The organism is Myxococcus llanfairpwllgwyngyllgogerychwyrndrobwllllantysiliogogogochensis, from assembly GCF_006636215.1.
Taxonomy (GTDB): domain Bacteria; phylum Myxococcota; class Myxococcia; order Myxococcales; family Myxococcaceae; genus Myxococcus; species Myxococcus llanfairpwllgwyngyllgogerychwyrndrobwllllantysiliogogogochensis.
The window spans coordinates 1-21,702 of record NZ_VIFM01000112.1; the positions used below are offsets into that span (position 1 = coordinate 1).

General features: G+C 68.5%; 11 protein-coding genes. 7 read left to right on the top strand and 4 right to left on the bottom strand.

Annotated elements, in window-relative coordinates; genetic code table 11:
* From FJV41_RS25575 to FJV41_RS25585, 3 genes are all read left to right on the top strand, one after another.
* Nucleotides 1-1,299, top strand: a 1,299-nt coding sequence (locus FJV41_RS25575) for a hypothetical protein (protein WP_141645167.1), incomplete at its 5' end; no start/stop codon positions are given.
* Between the two features lie 46 nt (nt 1,300-1,345).
* Nucleotides 1,346-2,707 carry a WGR domain-containing protein gene (locus FJV41_RS25580; RefSeq protein WP_141645168.1) on the top strand — a complete coding sequence of 454 codons (1,362 nt, stop codon included), beginning with the start codon at nt 1,346-1,348 and terminating at the stop codon, nt 2,705-2,707.
* A gap of 6 nt (nt 2,708-2,713) precedes the next feature.
* Nucleotides 2,714-3,874 carry an STM4014 family protein gene (locus FJV41_RS25585; protein WP_141645169.1) on the top strand — a complete coding sequence of 387 codons (1,161 nt, stop codon included), beginning with the start codon at nt 2,714-2,716 and terminating at the stop codon, nt 3,872-3,874.
* A gap of 12 nt (nt 3,875-3,886) precedes the next feature.
* On the opposite strand, the gene FJV41_RS25590 is transcribed toward FJV41_RS25585, so the two are convergent.
* From FJV41_RS25590 to FJV41_RS25600, 3 genes are all read right to left on the bottom strand, one after another.
* Nucleotides 3,887-5,383: a pectin acetylesterase-family hydrolase gene (locus tag FJV41_RS25590; RefSeq protein WP_141645170.1), complete on the bottom strand. Its 1,497-nt coding sequence runs from the start codon at nt 5,381-5,383 to the stop codon at nt 3,887-3,889.
* 104 nt (nt 5,384-5,487) lie between these two features.
* A complete protein-coding gene (locus tag FJV41_RS25595; protein ID WP_141645171.1) occupies nt 5,488-8,619 on the bottom strand; it encodes an efflux RND transporter permease subunit in 3,132 nt (1,043 codons plus the stop codon).
* Nucleotides 8,620-8,631: 12 nt separating this feature from the next.
* Nucleotides 8,632-9,825 carry an efflux RND transporter periplasmic adaptor subunit gene (locus FJV41_RS25600; protein ID WP_174462303.1) on the bottom strand — a complete coding sequence of 398 codons (1,194 nt, stop codon included), beginning with the start codon at nt 9,823-9,825 and terminating at the stop codon, nt 8,632-8,634.
* 236 nt (nt 9,826-10,061) lie between these two features.
* Here FJV41_RS25600 and FJV41_RS25605 point away from each other — a divergent pair, with 236 nt between their 5' ends.
* From FJV41_RS25605 to FJV41_RS25620, 4 genes are all read left to right on the top strand, one after another.
* On the top strand, nt 10,062-10,739 hold the full coding sequence (locus FJV41_RS25605) for a TetR/AcrR family transcriptional regulator (RefSeq protein ID WP_141645172.1): 678 nt from the start codon (nt 10,062-10,064) through the stop codon (nt 10,737-10,739).
* A 134-nt stretch (nt 10,740-10,873) separates the two neighbouring features.
* Nucleotides 10,874-11,917, top strand: coding sequence for a fatty acid desaturase (locus FJV41_RS25610; RefSeq protein WP_141645173.1), 1,044 nt, complete (start codon nt 10,874-10,876; stop codon nt 11,915-11,917).
* A 12-nt stretch (nt 11,918-11,929) separates the two neighbouring features.
* A complete protein-coding gene (locus tag FJV41_RS25615; protein WP_141645174.1) occupies nt 11,930-13,540 on the top strand; it encodes a phytoene desaturase family protein in 1,611 nt (536 codons plus the stop codon).
* 108 nt (nt 13,541-13,648) lie between these two features.
* Nucleotides 13,649-20,644, top strand: a complete 6,996-nt coding sequence (locus FJV41_RS25620) for a type I polyketide synthase (protein ID WP_141645175.1) — start codon at nt 13,649-13,651, stop codon at nt 20,642-20,644.
* An 11-nt stretch (nt 20,645-20,655) separates the two neighbouring features.
* On the opposite strand, the gene FJV41_RS25625 is transcribed toward FJV41_RS25620, so the two are convergent.
* A complete protein-coding gene (locus FJV41_RS25625) occupies nt 20,656-21,579 on the bottom strand; it encodes a carboxylesterase family protein (protein WP_141645176.1) in 924 nt (307 codons plus the stop codon).
* Nucleotides 21,580-21,702 lie beyond the last annotated feature (123 nt).

Sequence of the window (21,702 nt, forward strand, 5' to 3'; positions counted from 1 at the left end):
CCCCTGGCCCCATCCCTGCCCATCCCCGACACCCTGCCCCGCCTTCGCGCCGCGGTGCGCGCTTACGACGACCATGTCCTCGCGAGGCTCGCCGCCGAGCCTCACCTGGAGGCCGTGTCCGCCGCGCTCGCCCGCCTGCCGGAGCCGCTGCGGCCCCGAGGCGTGGCCTTCCTCGTGGCCCGCCTCCTCTCCCGCATGGGCTTCACCGCCGGCACCTCCGTGAGCCCCGCCCTCGCGCGGCGCGTCCTGGAACGTCCACCTGGGGAACTGTTGTCATCCGGATACACCTCCCTGCGCGAGCCCGGCCCCGCGTTGGAGCAGCTGGCCCAGGGCTACGAGTCCCTCAGCACCGGGGCCCGGCGCGCGAGTGCCCTGCTGGGTGACGCGGAAGCCTTCACGCTGGAGAACCTGGAGCACCTCCAGGGCAAGGCGCAGCGGCTGGCGCTGGAACAGGCGGTGGAAGCCGCCGAGGCCCTCTCGCGCGCCCTTCCGCCCCGCCTCCGCGCACGCCCCGTGTCCACCGGCCCCGCGCCCACCGCGCTGGAGGATGACGCCGCGTTTCCGCAGGGCGGGTTCTCCTCCGTCTCCAACGTGGGCAGCCTGGAGAACCTGGTCACCTCCGAGCTCGTCTACATGGAGGATGAGCCCACGCTCGACTTGTTCGACGTGCGCTACGTCGAGGGCGAGCTGCTCTACTACACCCGCGACGAAAGCCTCGCCGTGCGTCGTCGCCGCGTGGTGACCTTCGTCCTCCCGCCGAGCCTCGCGGACGCGCGGGTGAAGGACACCGGCGTGCGGTGGCAGCGCGCAGTGGTGGCCATGGGACTGGTGTTGTGCCTGGTGCGCCGGCTGTCCGTGTGGCTGGGAGACCAGGAGCTGCGCTTCCAGGTCGCCTTCCCCTGGGATGGCGACGGGCCCCACCCGCTGGAGGCGGAGCGCGGCCTGTGCGAGCTGCTGCTGCGCGAGTGGCGAGCCCGGGGGACCGCGGAGATTCTCACCCCACGAGACTCCGACGAGGTGCTGGCGAACGCGGCAGTGCAGGCGAAGCGGGCCCGGGTGGACGTGCTGTTGCTCGACGCGACCCGTCAAACGCGGCTCGACACGACGAAGGTGCCCGCCCGCGTGGGGGTGCATCACCTGGACTTGAGCGAGCCGAGCCCGAGGCTCCATGTGCCGGGCCGGGGAACTTCTTCACCCGCGCGTGAAATCCCGGAAGTTGGCGCCGAGGGAGGCTCTCCCGAGACGCCATGGGAGGCCTGGACCGGAACGACGCTTGAGCTTGCGCGAGGGCTTCTCTAGCGTCCGGTCCGGGAAGCGCCACGCTTGGCGCAGGAGAGGACGGGCCATGCCGCGGTACGAGTTCAAGGAAGGCAGCTCCAACAAGTTCTGGGAGATCACGTTCGAAGGAAAGTCCTTCACGACGCGATGGGGCCGCATCGATACCGACGGCCAGGAGAAGACGCAGTCCTTCGACTCTCCCGAGGCGGCGCAGAAGGAGTACGACAAGCTCGTCCGCGAGAAGGAGAAGAAGGGCTACGAGCTGGTGGGCGACGGTGAAGGGGGCGAGGACGGGGACGACGAGTCGCCGAGCGTCGAGGGCAAGTCCAACCCGGAACTCGAGGCCGCCATCCAGAAGGACCCGGCCAACGTGGACGCGTACCTGGTCTACGGCGACTGGCTCCAGAGCCAGGGCGACCCGCGCGGCGAGCTGGTCGCGCTCCAGCACGCGGTGTCGAAGGCCGAGGGCACGGAGGCCTCCACCCTCAAGCGGCAGATCACCGCGCACATCAAGAAGCACAAGGCGCTGCTGCTCGGTGGACTGGCCAAGGCCTGGTCCGAAGAGGAGCTCAAGGTGGAGTGGCACCTGGGCTTCATCCGCGACGCGCGGCTGGGCAAGAAGGACTACGACTCCGAACTGGAGGTCCCCGAGACGCTGGTGAAGCTGCTCGCGCATCCTTCCGCGAAGTTCCTCCAGTCGCTCACCATCGGCATGGTGGATATGGAGGGCGAGAACTATTACGCCGGCGTCGTCGAGGCCATCGTCAAGACGAAGGGCATGCCGACGCTGCGCAGCCTGTTCCTCGGCGACTTCGAGTACCCGGACGAGACGGAGATCTCCTGGTCGTACATCAACGACGTCACGGGGCTCTACAAGGTGCTGCCCAACCTGCGCTCGCTGCGGCTGCGCGGCGCGGACGCGGACCTGGGCAAGATTGACCTGCCGGAGCTGCGTGAGTTCTCGATGGAGACGGGCGGCCTGCCCTTGGGCGCGGTGAAGTCCATCGCCAGCGCGAACTGGCCGAAGCTGGAGAAGCTGGAGGTCTGGTTCGGCTCGGAGAACTACGGCGCGGAGGGCGGCGTGGAGGACATCCAGCCCATCCTCGACGGCAAGGGACTGTCGAACGTCAAGGTGCTGGGCCTGCGCAACTCGGAGTTCACGGACGAACTGGCGAAGGCGCTGCCCACCGCGAAGATCCTCCCCCAGCTCGAGAAGCTGGACCTGTCCATGGGCTGTCTGTCGGACACGGGCGCGCAGACGCTCGCGGACAACGCCGCGGCGTTCAAGCACCTCAAGCACCTGGACGTGACGGAGAACACGCTCACCAAGGCCGGCGAGAAGCTGGTGGCGAAACTGGCCGCGACGGTGGCGGCGGGCAGCCAGCGCGACTACGACGAGGAATACCGTTACGCGGCGGTGGGCGAGTAGCACTCCATGACGGCGGTGCCTGACTTCATCCTCATCGGCAACGCCGAGAACCGGCGCGTCACGTTGTTCCAGGACGCGCTGGCCCGCCAGGGCCTTCCTCCCGCGACGGTGGTGCCCTGGCGGGAGCTGGTGAAGCACCCCGCCCTCCTCGCGCGGCTGCCCGACACGGACGCCTTTGTCCGCATCGACGCCGCGGGGGAGAGCTGGGAGGTGGAGAAGGCGCTGCTCAAGCGCGGCCATGAAGACGCGCTGGAGCACGGCTGTCAGGTGCTCGCGCCGGAGGACGTGGACGCGCTCGTCGAGGACCACGGGCGAATCCTGGCTCCACGACAGGGGCACCTGGGCTTCCTGCGAGTCCTCTCCGAGCTGGAGGCGGTGTTCCGGGAGCGGCCTCGCTGGAGGGTGCTCCAATCGCCCGCGAGCATCGCGGACCTGTTCGACAAGCGCATCACCTCGCGGAGGTACGCGGCGTTGGGGGTGCCCGTGCCGGAGCCCTTGGACGGAGTGACGGACGTGGCCTCGCTGCGCGAGCGGATGGACGACGAGGACTGGCGCGAGGTCTTCGTGAAGGTGTCCTGCGGCTCGTCGGCGTCGTGTCTGGCCATCTTCCGCAGACACCGCGAGCGGGAGTCGCTGGTCACCACCATCGAGCAGGCACCGACGGGTTGGTACAACTCGCTCAAGGTGCGTCGAATCACGGAGCCGGAGCGCGTGGAGGACGTGCTGGGCTTCCTGCTGCGCGAGGGCTCACAGGTGGAGCGCTCGATTCCCAAGGCGCGACTGGGCGGCGACACTTTCGACTGTCGGGTGCTCACCGTGGGTGGGGAGCCCGCCTTCACGGTGGTGCGCCAGAGCCGAGGCCCCATCACCAACCTGCACCTGGGCGGCTGGCGTGGCGAGCCGGAGGAGCTGGAAGCAGCGGTGCCGCGCAACGAATGGAAGGCCGCGATGGAGAGCTGCCGCGTGGTGGCGCGGGCCCATGACTGCCTTCACGTGGGCATCGACCTGATGTTCGAGGAGCACTTCACCGGGCACCGAGTGGTGGAGGCGAACGCCTTCGGCGACCTGCTGCCCGGCCTGCAGCGCGAGGGACTCAGCGTCTACGAGTGGGAGATTCGCGAGGCACTGGCACTGGCTCGTGCCAATGCCTCTCCTCTCAGCCCGTGACGCTCACCAGCGTCAGTCGCAGCCCGTGGCGTCGCGAGAGGGCACCCAGTTGCAATCGAAGGTGTGCACCTCGCCAGTGGCACGACCCCGCCCAGGAGCCGAGTCGAGCATCGTGTTCCAGAACCGCGAGAGCACCGAGGTGAGCGAGTTGGCGGGCCCCGTCGGCGGGTCGCTGTTGTAGAGCAGCGCCGCATGCACGTTCGGCTCGGTGGTGCCGTTGGCGCGGAGCACGACGGGGTCGCTCGGCGCGAAGAGCCACTTCATGCGCGACGATGTGTTGTCTCCAGTGATTCCCATGGCCCGATTCATGGACTCCACCCAGGTGGCACGGGCCGCGCGCTCCGCCGGGGTGTTGGTCGTCGATTGGAACGGCAGCCCGGTGTTCGACATGTAGAGCTGGTCCTGGCGGTTCTGCCAGACAAGCGTGGGCAGGTCGAAGCCCCCTTCCGACACGGGTGCGGTGATGATGTCGTAGAGCACCGGACCACTGATGCACTCGTGCGGAGGATGTACGGGGTCCCCCGGCGTCCGCGCGGCCACACAGGACGGAGTGAGCGAAGACTTCCAGATGCTCGTCAACTGCTCGAAGGCCTCCAGCCCCGAGCCAATCCCCAGCACGGGATAGTCTGGATGATTCCAGTCGAGCGGCAGGTACCCGGCGCCCGGAAAGACAAGCAGCCGTCCCGCCTTCGCGGCCTTGGGGAGTCGATTCACGACGCGATGCGTGTTGTTGAAGGCGCCAAAGCCTCCCGCCGAGCCACCCCGCCACAACACGCGCAGCGGCTTGTTGTCGTCCAGGCCATACCGCTCGACGAGCACGGCGAGCATCGCCTCCACGTTGTAGGCCCCCGTGAAGCGCCAATCCCGCTGCGTCCCCTTGTAGGTGATGTCGGGCGCATCCAGTGCCGTACCCGTCCACAAGTCACTCGAGCAGTAATGGCCAAGCACATCGATGGCGCCACTGAAGTCGTCGGGGCTCGCGGGATCGCGCTCACGCAGCGCCCGGTCCGCCGGCAGGTTCACCGACGACACCAGGTCGATGGCCCGATTGCCGCAGCCCCCCAGCGGACTCTCGCTGTCGAACGCGCAGAAGCCACCGCCTTCGAGGCGCAGCACCCACTGCGTCGGAAGAGCCCCTCCCGGAGGAACTGGGGGGAAGGTGACCTCCAGGACGAACTCGTCGCCCAGGTTGCACCGGGCATCCGTCCAGCGGACGTCCCGAAGCGCCGGGCGCACCGTCTCCGTCAACCGGCGCATGGGATTGCCGGCGCGAGTACACGCGGTCACGTTGTAGCCATTGCCCGAGGGCCGACAGGTGGCCGTTCCCCCGGACCAGGCGGACGCAAGCGAGGAGCAGGATACCGAGGCGCCAGGCACACACGCCGTCGCCACGGCTTCGAGCGATGGGCCCGTGGCGCCCACTTCGGAGAGGGGCGCATGGCGAGGTTCCGCCCCACCACAGGCGGCACAGGTCAGGACGACGGGGAGCAGCAGGAGGAGGGAGCGCATTCCCTCTCAACCCACGACACTCAAGAGAGTTGCGGAGGTCCTGTTTCGATTCCCGAGGCCGGAGCCCGCCACGAAGGCGGACTCCAGCCTGGAAGCCTTTCGACTCAGGCCTCGGGAGGCGTGTCCAACACGGGCTTGCGTCGGTTGAACAACCGCTGCACGACGACGAAGAACAGCGGCACGAAGAAGATGCCCAGCAACGTGCCGACAATCATGCCACCGAGCACACCGGTGCCAATGGCTCGCTGCGCACCCGAGCCCGCGCCGGACGCAATCGCCAGCGGCGTCACGCCGAAGCCGAACGCCAGCGACGTCATCAGGATGGGCCGCAGACGCGAGCGCACCGCGCTCAACGTCGCCTCAATCAACTCCATGCCCTTGTCGAGGTTCTCCTTCGCGAACTCGACGATGAGGATGGCGTTCTTGCTGGAGAGTCCCACGGTCGTCAGCATCGCGACCTGGAAGTAGACGTCGCGGTCCATGCCCCGCAGCGTGCTTCCCAGCACCGTCCCGAGAATTCCCAGCGGCGCCACGAGCAGCACGGCGGTGGGAATCGTCCAGCTCTCGTACATCGCCGCCAGGCAGAGGAAGACCAGCAGCAGCGAGAGCGTGTAGAGCAACGGGGTCTGCGCGCCCGCCGCGCGCTCCTGGTACGACTGCCCCGTCCACTCCAGGCCCACGCCGGGCGGAAGCTGGGAGACCAGCCGCTCCACTTCGGCCATCGCCACGCCGGAGCTGACGCCCGGAGCGGCCTCGCCGTTCATCTCCATTGCCGACACGCCGTTGAAGCGCTCGAGCCGAGGCGAACCCGAACCCCAGCGCGGACTCGCGAAGGCCGAGAACGGAACCATCTCACCCTTCATGTTGCGCACCGACCAGCGGTTGAAGTCCTCGGGGGCCATCCGGAAAGGCGCATCGGCCTGGATGAACACCCGCTTGACGCGACCCCGGTCGATGAAGTCGTCGATGTACTGCCCACCCCACGCCACGGAGAGCGTGTTGTTGATCTCCGCGGTCGCGAGCCCCAGCGCGGAGGCCTTCGCGACATCGACGTCGACGCGGAACTGGGGCGTGTCCTCCTGTCCGTTCGGACGCACGTTCGCGAGCAGGCTGCTCTGCGACGCCGCGCCGAGGAACTGGTTGCGCGCGGCGGTCAGCGCCTCGTGGCCCAGACCGACGTTGTCCTTCAGGAAGAAGGAGAAGCCCGCGGAGGTGCTCAGCTCCGCCACCGCGGGAGGCGGGAAGGCGAAGGCGAGCGCATCTTGAATCTGCGCCAGCTCTCCCATGGCCCGGCCCGCCACGGCGTTGACGCCGAGATTGGGCGCCTTCCGCTCGGCCCAGTCCTTGAGGCTGATGAAGGCGACGCCAGCGTTCTGACCGCTGCCGCCGAAGCTGAAGCCCTGCACGCTGAACATCGCGTTGACGGTGTCCTTCTCGCTCTCGAGGAAGTGCCGCTCCACCCGCTCAATCACCTTCATGGTGCGCTCCTGCGTCGCACCCACGGGCGTCTGCACCATCGCGAACAGGAAGCCCTGGTCCTCCGAAGGAAGGAAGGAGCTCGGCAGGCGAAGGAACAACACCACCATCACCGCCACCATCGCGACGAAGGCGAGCATGAAGCGCTTGCTCCGCGACAGGATTCCGCGCACCGCCCGCTGGTACTGCGCATTGCTCTTGTCGAACCCGCGATTGAACGCCCCGAAGAACCCCGTCTCCTTCGCGTGGTGTCCCTTCGCAATCGGCTTGAGCAGCGTCGCGCAGAGCGCCGGCGTGAGCACGATGGCGACCAGCACCGAGAGCGCCATGGACGTCACGATGGTCACCGAGAACTGTCGGTAGATGACACCCGTGGAGCCCGCGAGGAACGCCATCGGCACGAACACCGCGGACAGCACGACGCCAATGCCCACCAGCGCGCTGGTGATCTGATCCATCGACTTGCGGGTGGCCTCCAGGGGAGACAGGCCCTCCTCGCTCATCAGTCGCTCGACGTTCTCGACGACGACGATGGCGTCATCGACGAGCAGACCGATGGCGAGCACCATCGCGAACATCGTCAGCATGTTCGCCGAGTACCCCAACGCGGTGAGCACCCCCAGTGTCCCCAGCAGCACCACGGGCACCGCGATGGTCGGAATCAGCGTCGCGCGGAAGTTCTGGAGGAACAGGTACATCACCAGGAACACCAGGAGGATGGCCTCGAGCAGCGTCGAGACGACGCCCATGATGGCCACTCGCACGAACGGAGTCGTGTCGAACGGCACCACCGCCTTCATTCCCTTCGGCAGCAGCGGCTTGAGCTCCTCCAGCGCGGCGGTGATGCCCTGCGCCGTCTCCAGCGCGTTGGCGCCGGTGGCCAGCGACACGGCCACGCCGGTGGCGGGCTTGCCGTTGTAGCGGCTGATGACGCTGTAGTCCTCGGAGCCCAGCTCCACCCGGGCCACATCCCCGAGCCGCAGCAGGGAGCCTTCCGAATTGCCGCGCACGATGATGTTCCGGAACTGCTCCGCCGTCTGGAGGCGGTCCTGCGCCGTCACCGTCGCGTTGAGCTGCTGGCCCTGCACCGCGGGCGTTCCACCCAACTGCCCCACCACCACTTGCTGGTTCTGGGCCCGGATGGCGCCGATGACGTCGGTCGGCGTCAGCGTGTAGGTGTCCAGCTTGTTCGGGTCCAGCCAGATGCGCATCGCGTACTTCGTGCCGAACACCTGGGTGGCGCCCACTCCGGGAACGCGGGAGATGGGGTCCACCATGTTCGTGGCGACGAAGTCCTGGATGTCGTCGCCCGACATGCTGCCGTCTTCGGAGACGAAGCCAATCACCTGCAGGAAGCCCGTGCTCGCCTTGCTCACGGAGATGCCCTGCTGCTGCACGGTCTGCGGCAACAACGGCGTCGCCAGCTGCAGCTTGTTCTGCACCTGCACCTGCGCGATGTCCGGGTCGGTGCCGTTGCGGAACGTCAGGATGATGTTGGCCGAGCCGTTCGACTCGCTCGTCGCCGACATGTAGAGCAACCCATCGAGCCCCTTCATGCTCTGCTCGATGACCTGCGTGACGGAGTCCTCGATGGCCTTCGCGGAGGCACCGGGATAGACGGCGTTCACCGTCACCGTGGGGGGCGCGATGGCCGGGTACTGCGCGATGGAAAGCTGGGTGATGGACAGCGCGCCGGCCATCATGATGATGATCGCCAGAACCCAGGCGAAGATCGGTCGATCAATGAAGAATCGTGCCATGTGAAGGTCCGGTCACTCTTGGGACTTCGCGGGGACCAGGGGTTCGGCTTCCCCTGGCTTCGCGACAGTCGAGGGGGCTTCGGTCGCCTGGACCGGCATCCCCGGTTGGATTTTCTGGAGGCCTTCGATGATGACCCGGTCACCCTCGACCAGGCCGCTGTCGACCAACCACCGGTCGCCCACCGTCCGATTGGCCTGGACGACGCGCGGCTCGACCTTGCCGTCCTTGCCCACCACCAGGGCGGTGGCGTTTCCCTTCGGGTCCCTGGCGATGCCCTGCTGAGGCACGAGGAGCCCCTGCTGGCGCAGCCCGTTGCCCACGAGGGCGCGGACGTACATCCCGGGCAACAGGGACTGGTCGGGGTTGGGCACCGTCACGCGCAGCGCGAAGCTGCCCGTGCCCGGGTCCACCGTCACGTCGGAGAACGTCAGAGAGCCCGGGTGTTCGTAGCGGCTGCCGTCCTCGAGGAGGATGGTCACCGGCGTGCTGTCGGTGCTCTTGAGCGTCCCAGCGCTCAGCTCCTTGCGCAGCCGCAGCAGCTCGCCGCTGGACTGGCTCACGTCGACGTAGAGAGGATCCAACTGCTGCACCACCGCGAGCGCCGTCGGCTGATTGGCCGTGACGAGCGCGCCCTGGGTGACCGACGACTTGCCGATGCGCCCGGCGATGGGTGAGGTGATGCGGGCGTAGTTCAGCGTCACGCTCGCTCGCTGCAACGCGGCCTGGGCGGCCTTCACGTCCGCCTCCGCCTGGCCCAGGGCGGCAATCGCCTTCTCGTTGTCCGCCGCGGTGACGGCCTCCAGCCGGGTCAGCTCGGCCGACCTCTTGGCGGTCAGGGCAGCCGACGTCAAGGTCGCCTGGGCACGCTCGAGCGCGGCCCTGGCGCTGCCGTAGTCCGCGCGGTAGGTCGCGTCCTCAAGCTCGTAGAGCGGCTGGCCTGCCTTGACCACGCCCCCTTCGGTGAACAGCCGGCGCTGGACCAGCCCGTTGACCTGGGGCCGCACCTCGGCGACGAGGAAGGCATTGGTACGACCCGGCAGCTCCCGGGTCAGGAGTACGGACTCCGCCTTCAGGGTGACGACGGTGACCTGGGAAGGCCCATAGGACTCCTGCGGCGGGGCTGCCTTCTGACAGGCGGCCAGCAGCGCGGCGCAGGACGACATTCCAACGAGCGCCAGCCGGAGCGAGCGCGAGCGAGACCACATGAAAACCTCGGGAGCGGGGATGGGAACAGGGCGCCAGCCATCAGCGCGCCCCTTCCTCTATCGAAAGCGTGGGTTCCTGCCACCAAAACCTGACGAACATTGGAGCGAACCCCACGGGGCGAAAATCGCTGGACACTTACGAAAGTGCCCCCGGTAGTCTGACAAGGCGCTGGAAATCCCGATTGGACCGTGAGCACCGCTCCTTGAAATGCTTGGGGACAGCTCAAGGAGCCGTGATGCCGCGCACCCCCTCTTCTCGTCGGAAGCACCCTCGCCAGCAGCGGGCCCAGGCCACGTGCGATGCCATCCTCACCGCCACCGCCCGCCTCCTCATCCGTGACGGCTACGAGGCCACGACCACCAACCACATCGCGCAGGAGGCCGGCGTCAGCATCGGCTCGCTCTACCAGTACTACCCGAACAAGGAGGGGCTGGTGTTCGCCGTGCTGGAGCACCACGGCACGCGGTGGCTCGCGGAGCTCGAGACGGCGCTGCGCGACTTCGCCTCGGCGCCGCTGAACATCGCGGTCCGCGCCATCATCCAGCAGATCCTCTCCAGCAAGCGGCTGCGCTCCCAGCTTGATCCGCTCCGGCATGTCCTGCTGCCGGTGCTGCGTCCGCTGGGCTACGTGGACACCTTCGAGCAACAGCTCTCCCGTCTCGTGAGAACCTTCCTCGCGGCGCGACTGGAGGATATCCGTCCGCGTGAGCTGGACATGGCCGTCTTCATCATCGTCCACACGCTGGAGGCGCTCTGCCATTCCGCGGGCATGGACCGTCCCGACTACCTCACGAACGAAGCGTTCCCGGAGGAGCTGTGCGCGCTCGTGCTCGGCTACCTCCGCCTGGAGCCCGCGGCACTCAGCCACCCGCCGCACACGTCCACCGCGCCTCGACAGAAATATGAGCAATAGGCCCGTGGAGCACGCTCCGAGGCCCCCGTTCCCCTCGGAGACGGGAATGTGAGCAGCCATGCGAGTTGAGCCGGGGTGCAATCAAATACATCCTGATTGCACCTCCAGCGCTTGTCGCCACGGCTCTCCACTCCATGAATCTGAATCCCGATGACCAGCAGCGGGCCGCCGCGTACCAGCAGCTCGCGCTCGGAGCCTTTCCCGTCCTCACCCAGCCGCAGCTCGACGCCATCCGGAACCGGGCCCGCGACTATCAATCACAGTTCCGCGCGCACCCCGCGCTTCACGACACCGTCAACGTGCTCCTGCTCCTGGGGCTGTTCGCGGCGGACCTGCTATCCCTGACGTTGCTGCCCTCCCTCCTGCCGTGGCCCCTGTCGACCCCAGGCGGCACGGTGCTGGCGGGGGTGGTGTCGGGCGCGGTGCATGGCTTTCTGGTGTGCGGCATCGTCACCTTCAGCGTCCACGAGGGCGCCGCGCACAACCTCCTCATCCTCGGCAGGGGCCGCGTGGCGCGGGGGCTGCGGGTGCTCGCGAACAATGCCTGTCGGCTCTTCCTCGCGGACCCGCTCCATTACGCGGAGGCCCACGCGAGTCATCACCGGAGCCTGGGGACGCCCGACGACGGCTCCTTCACCCACTTCGTCCGCTTCCGTCGGCTCCTGGGCAGCCTGCTCCCGCTGGCGCCCATGCTCAGCCACTCGGACTACTTCCCGTGGCGGCCCCAGGAACACACTCGCAGCCGCCGGCTCTCCGTCGCGCTGACCAACGCGTACCTCGCGCTCTGCGCGGTGCTGGCCACCTGGCTGCATGGCTTTCTCTTCACCGGGGTGGCGCTGTTCCTCGTCGGCAGCTGGCTCAGCTTCGTCCTGGACCGGCTCCGCGAGAGCACCGAGCACCTCTTCATGCCCCTGGACCGGGTGAATGGAACGCGAGAGCTGGGCCTGGGGTTCTGGGGGCTGCTCCTCGGAGGCGGGCCCTGGGGACAGCCGTGTCATCTGGCGCATCACCTGGCGCCCGCGCTGCCCTGGTACCAGCAGCTTCGCCTGCACTTCTTCCTGCGCCGCCTGTTGACCCCGGAGCAGCGGCGTCACTTCTTCCTGAGGCCTGTCGTCGGCCTCCCCGCGCTGCTCTGGCGTCTGGCCACCGCGACACCTCCCGCGCCGGCCCGGGACTGAAAGGTTCACTCCATGACACTTCCTTCTCAACGCGCTGACGCGCCCGCGAGGGGTGCGCCCTTCGACGCCATCTTCATCGGCTCGGGAATCGGCTCACTGGGCGCGGCGGCGGTGCTCGCGCGGCACGGCCTGAAGGTGCTCGTGCTGGAGCGCCACTCCGTCGCCGGAGGAATGACCCACACCTTCCAACGCAAGGGCTACGAGTGGGATGTCGGCGTGCACTGCCTGGGCAAGCTGCATGACCCCGACGCCCCGCTGCGACGCGTGTTCGACTTCGTCACCGACGGAGCGCTCGGCTGGGCGCGGATGGACCGCGTCTATGACCGGCTCGTCTTCGACGACCAGCGCTACGACTTCGTCACCGGCGCGGAGGCGTTCGAGGCCGAGCTGGGCCGCGCCTTCCCCGCCGAGCGCAAGGCCATCGCCACGTACCTGAAGCTGCTGCGCGGCGTGGAGCGAGCATCCCAGCGCTACTTCATCCAGCACGTCCTCCCCCGCTGGCTGACGCCGCTCACCTATCCCGCGCTCGGCTGGCCCTTCCGCCGCCACTCGAACCGGACGACGCGGGACGTGTTGCGCTCGCTCACGTCGGACTCGCGCCTGCTGGGTGTCCTCACCGGCCAGTGGGGCAACTACGCCCTTCCTCCCGGAGACAGCAGCTTCGCCATGCACGCCCTCATGGCCGAGTACTACCTGGAGGGCGGCTGCTATCCCGTGGGTGGCGCCGCAAGCATCCTGGGCCACATCGCCCCGGTCATCACCCGCGCCGGGGGACAGGTTCGCGTCCGTGCCGAGGTGAAGGAGATCCTCGTACGAGACGGTCGTGCCCTGGGCGTGCGCCTCGTCAGCGGCGAAGAACTCCTTGCCCGGCATGTCGTCAGCGGCGCGGGCGCGGCGCAGACGCTGGGGGTGTTGCTCCCGGAGGCCTGGCGACCTCCCGAGGCCGTGCGAGCCCTCCAACGGATTCCCCAGTCCATCGGACACCTCGGCCTGTACCTGGGCCTCCGAGGCACACCCGAGGAGGTGGGCCTGCCCGCCACCAACGTGTGGGTCCACGCCGGCTATGACCACGACGCGAACCTGCGCGCGTTCAGGGCTGACGCCTCGGCGCCGCTTCCCGTCGTCTACCTGAGCTCCTCCTCCGCGAGGGACCCCTCGTGGGCTCAGCGCCACCCGGGGCGCTCCACGCTCACCGCCCTGTGTCCCGTGCCCTACTCCTGGTTCGAGAAATGGGAGGGCACGCGCTGGCATCGGCGAGGGCCCGAGTACGAGGCCCTCAAGGCCCAGCTCTCCGAGCGACTGCTCTCCGTCGTCTTCGCCCAGTTCCCTCGGCTGCGCGGGAGGGTGGAGCACCAGGAGTTGTCCACGCCGCTCAGCACCGCGCACTTCTCCAATCGCTTGCAGGGCTCCATCTACGGACTGGAGCACAGCCCGGAGCGCTTCCGGCAACCGTGGCTCCGCTCGCGACTTCCCATCCGCGACCTGCTCCTCGTGGGACAGGACGCCGTCTCCGTCGGCGTGGGCGCATCGCTCATGTCCGGCGTCCTCGCCGCCTCCGTCATCCTGCGACGCAACGTCCTGGGCGACATCGTCCGCCAGTCTTCTTCGCTCCGCGCGGCCTGACGGTCGCGACGCCTCCTTCCTCCACCTCTTCTGACGGCGCCCGCGAACCGGGTGACCGCCGCGCCGGCGCATGTCCGGACGCCCCTGCCTCGCCCGAAAGGACTCACCATGAAGCCCTCGCTCCGATTGCTCCAGACCCTCCTGCGCGGACAGACCCGAGGACGGCTGGGCCCCCTGGAGGAAAGCGTCACGCAGTGGCGCGTCCTGCCCACGGACCTGGACCTCTTCGGCCACATGAACAACAGCCGCTATCTGGCGATGATGGACCTGGGCCGCGTGGACCTGCTCGTGCGCGCGGGCCTCCTGTCGGACCTGCTTCAACACCGCTGGGTCGTCCCCGTCGGAGAGACGTCGCTCCAGTTCCGGGGCTCGCTGCGCCTGTTCGAGAAGTACGAACTGGGCACGCGACTGGTGGCGTGGGACGAGCAATGGCTCTACTTCCAGCAGGAGTTCCGACGTCCCTCGGAGCCCGAGCGTCCGGTGGCCACCGCCCAGGTACGCGCCGTCGTCCGCGACGCGAAGGGCACCGTCCCTCCCTCCCGCATCATCCAGGGTGTGCTGGGACATGAAGCCCGCAGCCCGGAGCCCACCGAGGAGCTGCGCCGCCGCTTCGGTTTGAACCCGCCTCGCGCCAGTGCCGCCGTCATGCCCGGCGCCGCGCGCGAGCCCCTGGCCATCGTCGGCATCGGCTGCCGGCTTCCCGGAGGCATCGAGGACACGGACAGCTTCTGGAAGGTGTTGATGGAGGGGCGCGAGTGCATCGTCGACATCCCCGAGGAGCGATGGGACCCGAAGAAGTTCCACGATGCCTCGGGCCGGGCCCCCGGGCGCAGCCATGTCCAGCGCGCGGGCCTGCTCCAGCAGGACCTTCGCGAGTTCGAGCCCGGCTTCTTCGGCATCACCCCGCGCGAAGCCAACGCCCTGGACCCACAGCAGCGTTTGATGCTGGAGGTCTCCTGGGAGGCGCTCGAGGACGCGGGTGTTCCCCCGAGCGCCCTGGCGGGCAGCCGCACCGGCGTCTTCGTCGGTGGCTTCATGATGGACAACCTCATCCTGCACGCGAGCCCGGACAACCGGGAGCGGCTCGACAGCCACTCGGCGACGGCGAGCACGCTGACGATGCTCTCCAATCGGCTGTCGTACTTCTATGACTTGCGAGGCCCCAGCGTCTCCATGGACACGGCCTGCTCGTCCTCGCTCGTCGCGCTGCACATGGCATGTCAGAGCCTGTGGGCGAAGGAGAGCGACGCGGCGCTCGTGGGCGGCGTCAACGTGCTCCTCCTTCCGGAGACGCAGGTCACCATGTCCAAGGGGAAGTTCCTGTCCCCGCGTGGACGCTGCCACGCCTTCAGTGACCAGGCGGACGGCTACGTGCGTGCCGAGGGCGCCGCGGTGCTGGTCATCAAGCCCCTGTCCGCCGCGCTGCGCGATGGCAATCCCATCCATTCACTCATCCTCGGCACGGCCGTGAATCAGGACGGACGGACTCCGGGCATCACCGTGCCCAACGCGGAAGCCCAGGTGGCGGTGATGCGCGAGGCGTACGCGAAGGCCGGCGTCGACCCGCTGCGTGTCTCGTATGTCGAAGCACATGGCACGGGCACGCCCGTGGGAGACCCCATCGAGGCGAGCGCCATCGGCACGGTGACAGGCGTGGGTCGCACGGATGGAGAGCGCTGCCGGATGGGCTCGGTCAAGACGAACCTGGGCCATCTGGAAGCGGCGGCGGGAGTGGCGGGCGTCATCAAGGCGGCCCTCGTCCTCAAGCACGGCACCGTCCCACCCCACCTGCATCTGGAGAAGGTGAACCCTCGGATTCCGCTCGATGCACTCGGGCTGCACATCCCCACGCGTCCGGAGTCCTTGCCTCGCGGGACGGAGCCGCGTGTCGCGGGCGTGAACTCCTTTGGCTACGGAGGCACCAACGCCCACGTCGTCCTGGCCGAGCCGCCCCCGCGCGTGGCCACCCTGACACCCCGGCGCGCCGAGGGACGCCCTCACCTGGTTCCACTGGGCGCGAAGTCGCCCGAGGCGCTGGCCGAGCTCGCGGGCCGCTACGCCGGCTGGCTGGAGGCGGGACGCGGCACACCGGAACAACTCTGCCGCGACGCGGCCGTGCACCGCACGCACCCGCGCCATCGCCTGGCCGTCCGAGGCACGAACCGGGAAGCCCTGGTGGCCACACTGCGCGCCTTCGCGAACGGCCAGCGCGATGTGCCCGGATTGGACTTCGTCGCGGAGCCGCCCGAGGGACGCAAGCTCCTCTTCGTGTACACGGGGATGGGCCCGCAGTGGTGGGCGATGGGGCGGCAGCTCCTGACCACCGAGCGTGTCTTCCGTGACGCCGTGGAGGAATGCGACGCCCTCTTTCGCGAGCTCTCCGGCTGGTCCATCGCGGAGGAGCTGACGCGGGACGCGGCGTCTTCGCGCATCACCCGCACGGAGGTGGCCCAGCCCGCCAACGCCGTGCTGCAGGTGGCGCTCACGCGACTGTGGGCCTCGTGGGGAATCATTCCCGACGCCGTGGTGGGACACAGCATTGGAGAGGTCGGCGCGGCCTGGGCATCCGGGGCGTTGGACTTGAGGGATGCGCTGCTCACCGCGTTTCACCGCAGCAGGCTCCAGCAGCGGATGGCGGGACAGGGGGCGATGCTGGCCGTTGGACTCGGTCCGGATGAAGCGCTCGACCAGGTCCAGCGCCATGGTCCTGGCATCGCCGTCGCGGCCATCAACAGCGCGCGCTCCGTCACGCTCGCGGGAGAGCGAGCACCGCTGGAACGCGTGGCCGCGGAGCTGGCTTCCACCCAGCGCTTCCACCGCTTCCTCCAGGTGGAGGTGCCGTATCACAGCCCCCTCATGGACCCGCTTCAGGGCGAGCTGCTCACCGCCCTGACTCCGCTGCGCCCCCGCGCGCCGCGCATCCCCATCTACTCGACGGTGTCGGGGCGACTCATGGTGGAGACCGAGCGCCATGACGCGACGTACTGGTGGAACAATGTCCGAGGCTCCGTGCGCTTCGCGGAGGCGCTCCAGCAGGCCGTGGTGGACGGGCATGGAACGTTCGTCGAGGTGGGACCGCACCCTGTCCTGGCCTCGTCCATCCGGGATGTGCTGAGCGCGTCGAAGGCCCGCGGAGAGGTCCTCGCGTCGCTCGTGCGAGAGACTCCCGAGCAGGAGACGATGACCGCCGCGCTGGGGAGGCTCCATGTGCTGGGCGCGGGTGTCTCGTGGCAGGGCTACTTCGGAGCAGGAGCCTTCGCGGGCGCCCCGCGCACGCCCTGGCAGCGCAAGGTCTACTGGGAGGAGAGCCTCCGCTCCTCGCGTCGGCGGCGCGCCTTCGCGGGACATCCAATGCTGGTGGACTCCGAGCCTGGCCCGTCACCCACGTGGACGTCGGAGCTGAGCCTCGCGGCGCTGCCCTATCTCGCGGACCACCAGGTGGCCGGGAGCCTGCTTTTTCCGGGCGCGGGGCATGTCGAGCTGGCGCTGGCGGCACGGCACGCGCTCACGGGAGATGCGCGCTGCTGCATCGAGGAGCTGGAGCTCGCGTCGGCGGTGCTGCTCCGGGAAGCCGCGAGCCCGCGAGTGCGCCTGAGCTTCTCCTCGGAGACCTCCCGCTTCCTCGTCCAGCGACAGGACGAGGAACAGCAGCCCGTGGTCTGCGCGCGAGGCAAGCTGGTCTCCTCGGGGCGGGGAAGCCGCACCGTGGACGTGGTGACGCTCCAGGCCAGGCTGTCGGACCTGACGACACCCGAGGCGCTGTACGCGTCACTGGAGCGCCGAGGGCTGCGCTACGGCCCCGCCTTCCGCGCCGTGGTGGCATTGCACCGCGCGCCGGGGGAGGTGCTCGCACGACTTGCCCTCCCCGACTCCGTGGACGAGCGCGGATACCACCTGCACCCCGTGTTGCTCGATGCGGCGTTCCACAGCCTCATCGCGGGAGCGACGGAGGATGCGCACCACGACATCGTTCCCACGGGCATCGAGCGCATCCAGTTGCTCGCACTCCCGGGTCGGAAGCTGATTGCCCACGGGCGACTCCTGTCCGTGAGCGGAGGAACCCTGCGCGGTGACATCACGCTGATGCACGAGGACGGCACCGTCGTGGCCGAAGTCACCGGCTTCACCTGCCGCCTGTTGCCCCGCGCCGCTTCGGACGAAGAGACGCTCCTGGAGCGCTCGGTGTACCTGCGGCGGTGGGAGCGAATCGAGCCCTCGGAGCCGGAGGTGCGTGAAGAGGTCACGTGGGTGGTGCTCGGCGGCTCCCTGCCCGAGTCAGGGGCGCGTGGCTGGCACCATGCCTCTGACACCTCGGCACTGGAGACCGTTCTCGGTGCGCGGATGGAGCAAGAGCGGGTGCGGCTCGTGGACTTGCGCTGGCTGGACTCAGCGCCCGAGAGCGAGGCTCCGGTGACGCGCGGAACGGATGCTGCGGATGCCCTCCTGCGCATGGTCCAATCGCTGCGCCCAGGGCGGGTCGAGCGCTACTACCTGGTCACGACGCGCGCCGAGTCCGTGCTCGACGAAGCGGAGGCAGCCTCACGGGTTTCCGAAATCCACTCCGTCGCGCCGACACAGCCAGACGTCCCTTCGCTGGAGCACGCGCCACTGCTCGGTCTTGCCCGTACCGCCATGACGGAGCGGCCGGAGTTCGGCTCGGCGGCAGGCATGGCGCTCGGCGCAACACCTCGCCCCTTTGCGCCGACACCGTCGGACCTCCCCTCGCTGGAACACGCACCACTGCTCGGGCTGGCCCGTACCGCCATGACGGAGCGGCCGGACCTTCGCCTCACCTGGGTGGACCTGGACGCGACTCCGTCGAGCGTGGAGGCCTTGCTGGTCCGCCTGAGCGGGCTGGGCACGGAGCAGGAGGTCGCCGAGCGCGGTGGGCTGTTCCACGCCTCGCGCCTCGTGCGCGGCTCTCTCATGACGTCGTCCCCCGCCCTCTCGCGAACCCAGCCGCTGGAGCCGGTTCCCGCGGGGATGGGCCATGAGCTGGTACTGGGAGAGGAAGGCCGACTCGACACACTCGGCTTCGTCGCGAGAGCGCGCCGCGCTCCCGATGCCGGTGAAGTCGAAATCGAGGTGGAGACCACCGCCCTGGGCTTCAAGGACATCATGAAGGCCCTGGGCCTGCTCTCGGCGCGTGTGAAGCAGAACACCTATATCGGCGACGCCATCGGCATGGAGGGCGCAGGACGCATCAGCGCCGTGGGTGCGGGAGTGACGGACTTCGCCGTCGGAGACCGCGTCTACGGCGTCGCCCCGCGCTTCGTCGCGTCACACGTGGTGCTGCCCGCCGGCCACGTGGTGAAGCTCCCCGAGCACCTGTCGTTCGAACAGGGCGCCAACCTCATCGTCTTCCTGACCGTGTATCACTCACTGGTGCGCGTGGCCCGGCTGCGCCGGGGCGAGCGAATCCTCATCCATGGCGCCACCGGTGGCGTGGGTCTGGCGGCCATCGAGGTGGCCCGGTGGTGTGGCGCGGAAATCATCGCGACGGCCGGCAGCGAAGAGAAGCGTCAGTACCTGCGAGACCAAGGCCTCACCTACATCAGCAACTCCCGGGACGTGAGCTTCGCGGAGGACGTGCGCGCCTGGACGGGCGGGCGCGGAGTCGACGTGGTGCTGAACTTCATGCCCGGCGAAGTCATGACGCGAAGCCTCGACTGTCTGGCGCCGTTCGGCCGGTTCATCGAGCTGGGCAAGGCCAGCTTCGAGCAGGATGAGCTGCTCCGTCTGCGCCCGTTCAACGAGAACCTGATGTACGCGGCCGTGGACTTCGACCGACTCCTGGAGAGCCGACCCGAAGAAGTGCGCGAGCTGTACCAGGAGGTGATGCAACGCTTCGAGGAGGGGAGCTTCCGTCCCCTGCCCTCGCGCTCCTTTCCGGCGAGTCAGGTGGAAGAAGCCTTTCGGGCCATGGCGCGCGGCAAGCACATCGGCAAGGTGTGCATCTCCCTGAAGGACCCGGCGCTGCGTGTGCGTCAGCCCGCGCGGCGCGAGCGACTCGCACCGGACGCCACCTACCTCGTCACCGGCGGCCTCGGAGGGTTTGGCCTGGAGGTGGCGCGCTGGCTCGTGGAGCAAGGAGCGCGGCACCTGGTGCTGGTGAGCCGCAGGGGGGCCCAGTCCGAAGAAGCACGTGAGGCCCTTGCCGCATGGAGTGCTCAGGGAGTGGTGGTCCATGCGCTCGCGGCGGACGTGGCCCGGTATGCGGACCTGGAGCAGATCTTCGCGCGGCTCCATGCCGAGCTGCCGCCGCTGCGAGGTGTCTTCCATTGCGCGGTCGCACTGGACGACAAGCCCCTGGAGCGATTGGACCGGGCCTCGCTGGAACGGGTGATGGCCGCCAAGGCACAGGGAGCCTGGAACCTGCACCTCATGACCCGAGCGTTGCCACTCGACCACCTGATTCTCTTCTCCTCCATCTCTTCGCTCATCGGCAACGCGGGACAGGGGAGCTACGTCGCGGCCAACAGCTTCCTGGACCAACTCGCGGTGTACCGCCGCAAGCAAGGACTGGCGGCGACGGCGATTCAGTGGGGTGCGCTGGGTGAAGCCGGGCTCGTCGCGCGCAATGCCCACGTGGCGCAGCACCTGGAGCACCTGGGCTTGCGAGGCTTGTCCACCCATGCCGCGCTCCAGGCGCTCGGACGCGTCCTGGACACCCCTCCCGTGCAACTGGCCATCGCGGACGTGGACTGGAATCGCCTGGGCGCGGCGCTCGTTCCCTGGAGCGGCTCACGCCGGCTCGTCGGACTGCTGGAGACGCCGGAGCCGTCTGCAGGCGCGGAGCGGAGTGGCGGGCTCATCGAGCGCGCCCTGGGAGGGCTCGATGACGAGGCCCGCCGCGAGTTCATCACCCGGACGCTGTCTCGGATCGTCGCGAGGGTCATGCGCACGCAGGACGGGGCGCTGAACACGGCCCAGCCACTGCGTGAACTGGGAATGGACTCCATCATGGCCCTGGAAATCGTCACGGCCATCGAAGGCGAGCTGGGCGTGAAGGTCTCCACGATGGAAGTGGTGAGCGGCCCCTCCCTGCGCGAGCTGTCCACCCTGATGCTGGGACAGGTCCAGCGCGCGCAGTCAGCCGCTTGAGCTTCACGGACTCAGGGCACCGGAGCGCGCTGCTGCGCGAGGAGCCAATCCCAGAACGCGTAGTTGTTGTACTGCTGCGTCCAGCAGTCGTGGGCTGAGCCCGGCAGCACGGTGAGGCGACCGATGGCCGTTCCGGTCGCCACCACCCCGGCCTGTGACGTCCACGTGGGGCTGGATGCGCCGGGGAACAGGTACGTCTGCGTCGTGGTCGACTGAGCCACCGCCACCAGTTGGAACTGTCCGTAGTTCTTCGTCACGCCCTGCATCCAGGAGCGCTCGGCGGACAGCGACGAGCCGTCCGCATACGAATGCACCGCCCACACGGGCACGTTCAACAACTTGGTGATGGTGGGGCCCGGAGCTCCGATGTTGGTGGCCATGGGCGCGAGCGCCGCCAGCCGGTGGCCGTACTCATACGCATACTTCCAGCTTCCGTAGCCACCATAGCTGAGGCCCGTGAGGTAGATGCGCGTCGGATCCACTCGGTAGTTGGCCACCAGGAAGTCGACGAAGGCGTTCAGGTCCGCTGGCACCCAGTTCGTCGGGGCGCGAGGCGAGAAGACCATCACCTGCTTCTGGCCGAAGTACGCCTTGCCCTCGCTCGTGGTCCGAATCTTCTTCAGCGCCCCATGCCGGGAGACGACCTCCAGCAGGTTTGCCTCCGTGGTGGAGGTGCCGAACTCCGTCAGGCCATTCAAGTGGATGATGACCGGATACGAAGTGTTGGGGGAGGTCAGGTAGCCGGGCGGCAGGTACTCGGCGTAGCCATAAATCGCCCCTGTGCTCGCGGGCAGTCGCGCCACGACCTGGTCCTCGGTCGTGATGACGAGCCTCGCGGACTGCGCACCCCACTGTTCAGTCCCTTCATCCTCGACGCCGCCTCCGCAGGCGACGGTCCACATCGCGATGGACAGCGCAATCACTCCAAGCCGCATGGTGTTCTCCCTCGATGAGCGCCTGAATCCTCCTTGAGTCTGCACAACCCGAACCCATGGCGAAAGTCGACCGCTCGAAACCAAGGAGACCACTACAACTCAGGTGCAAATGTTTCCAGGAGC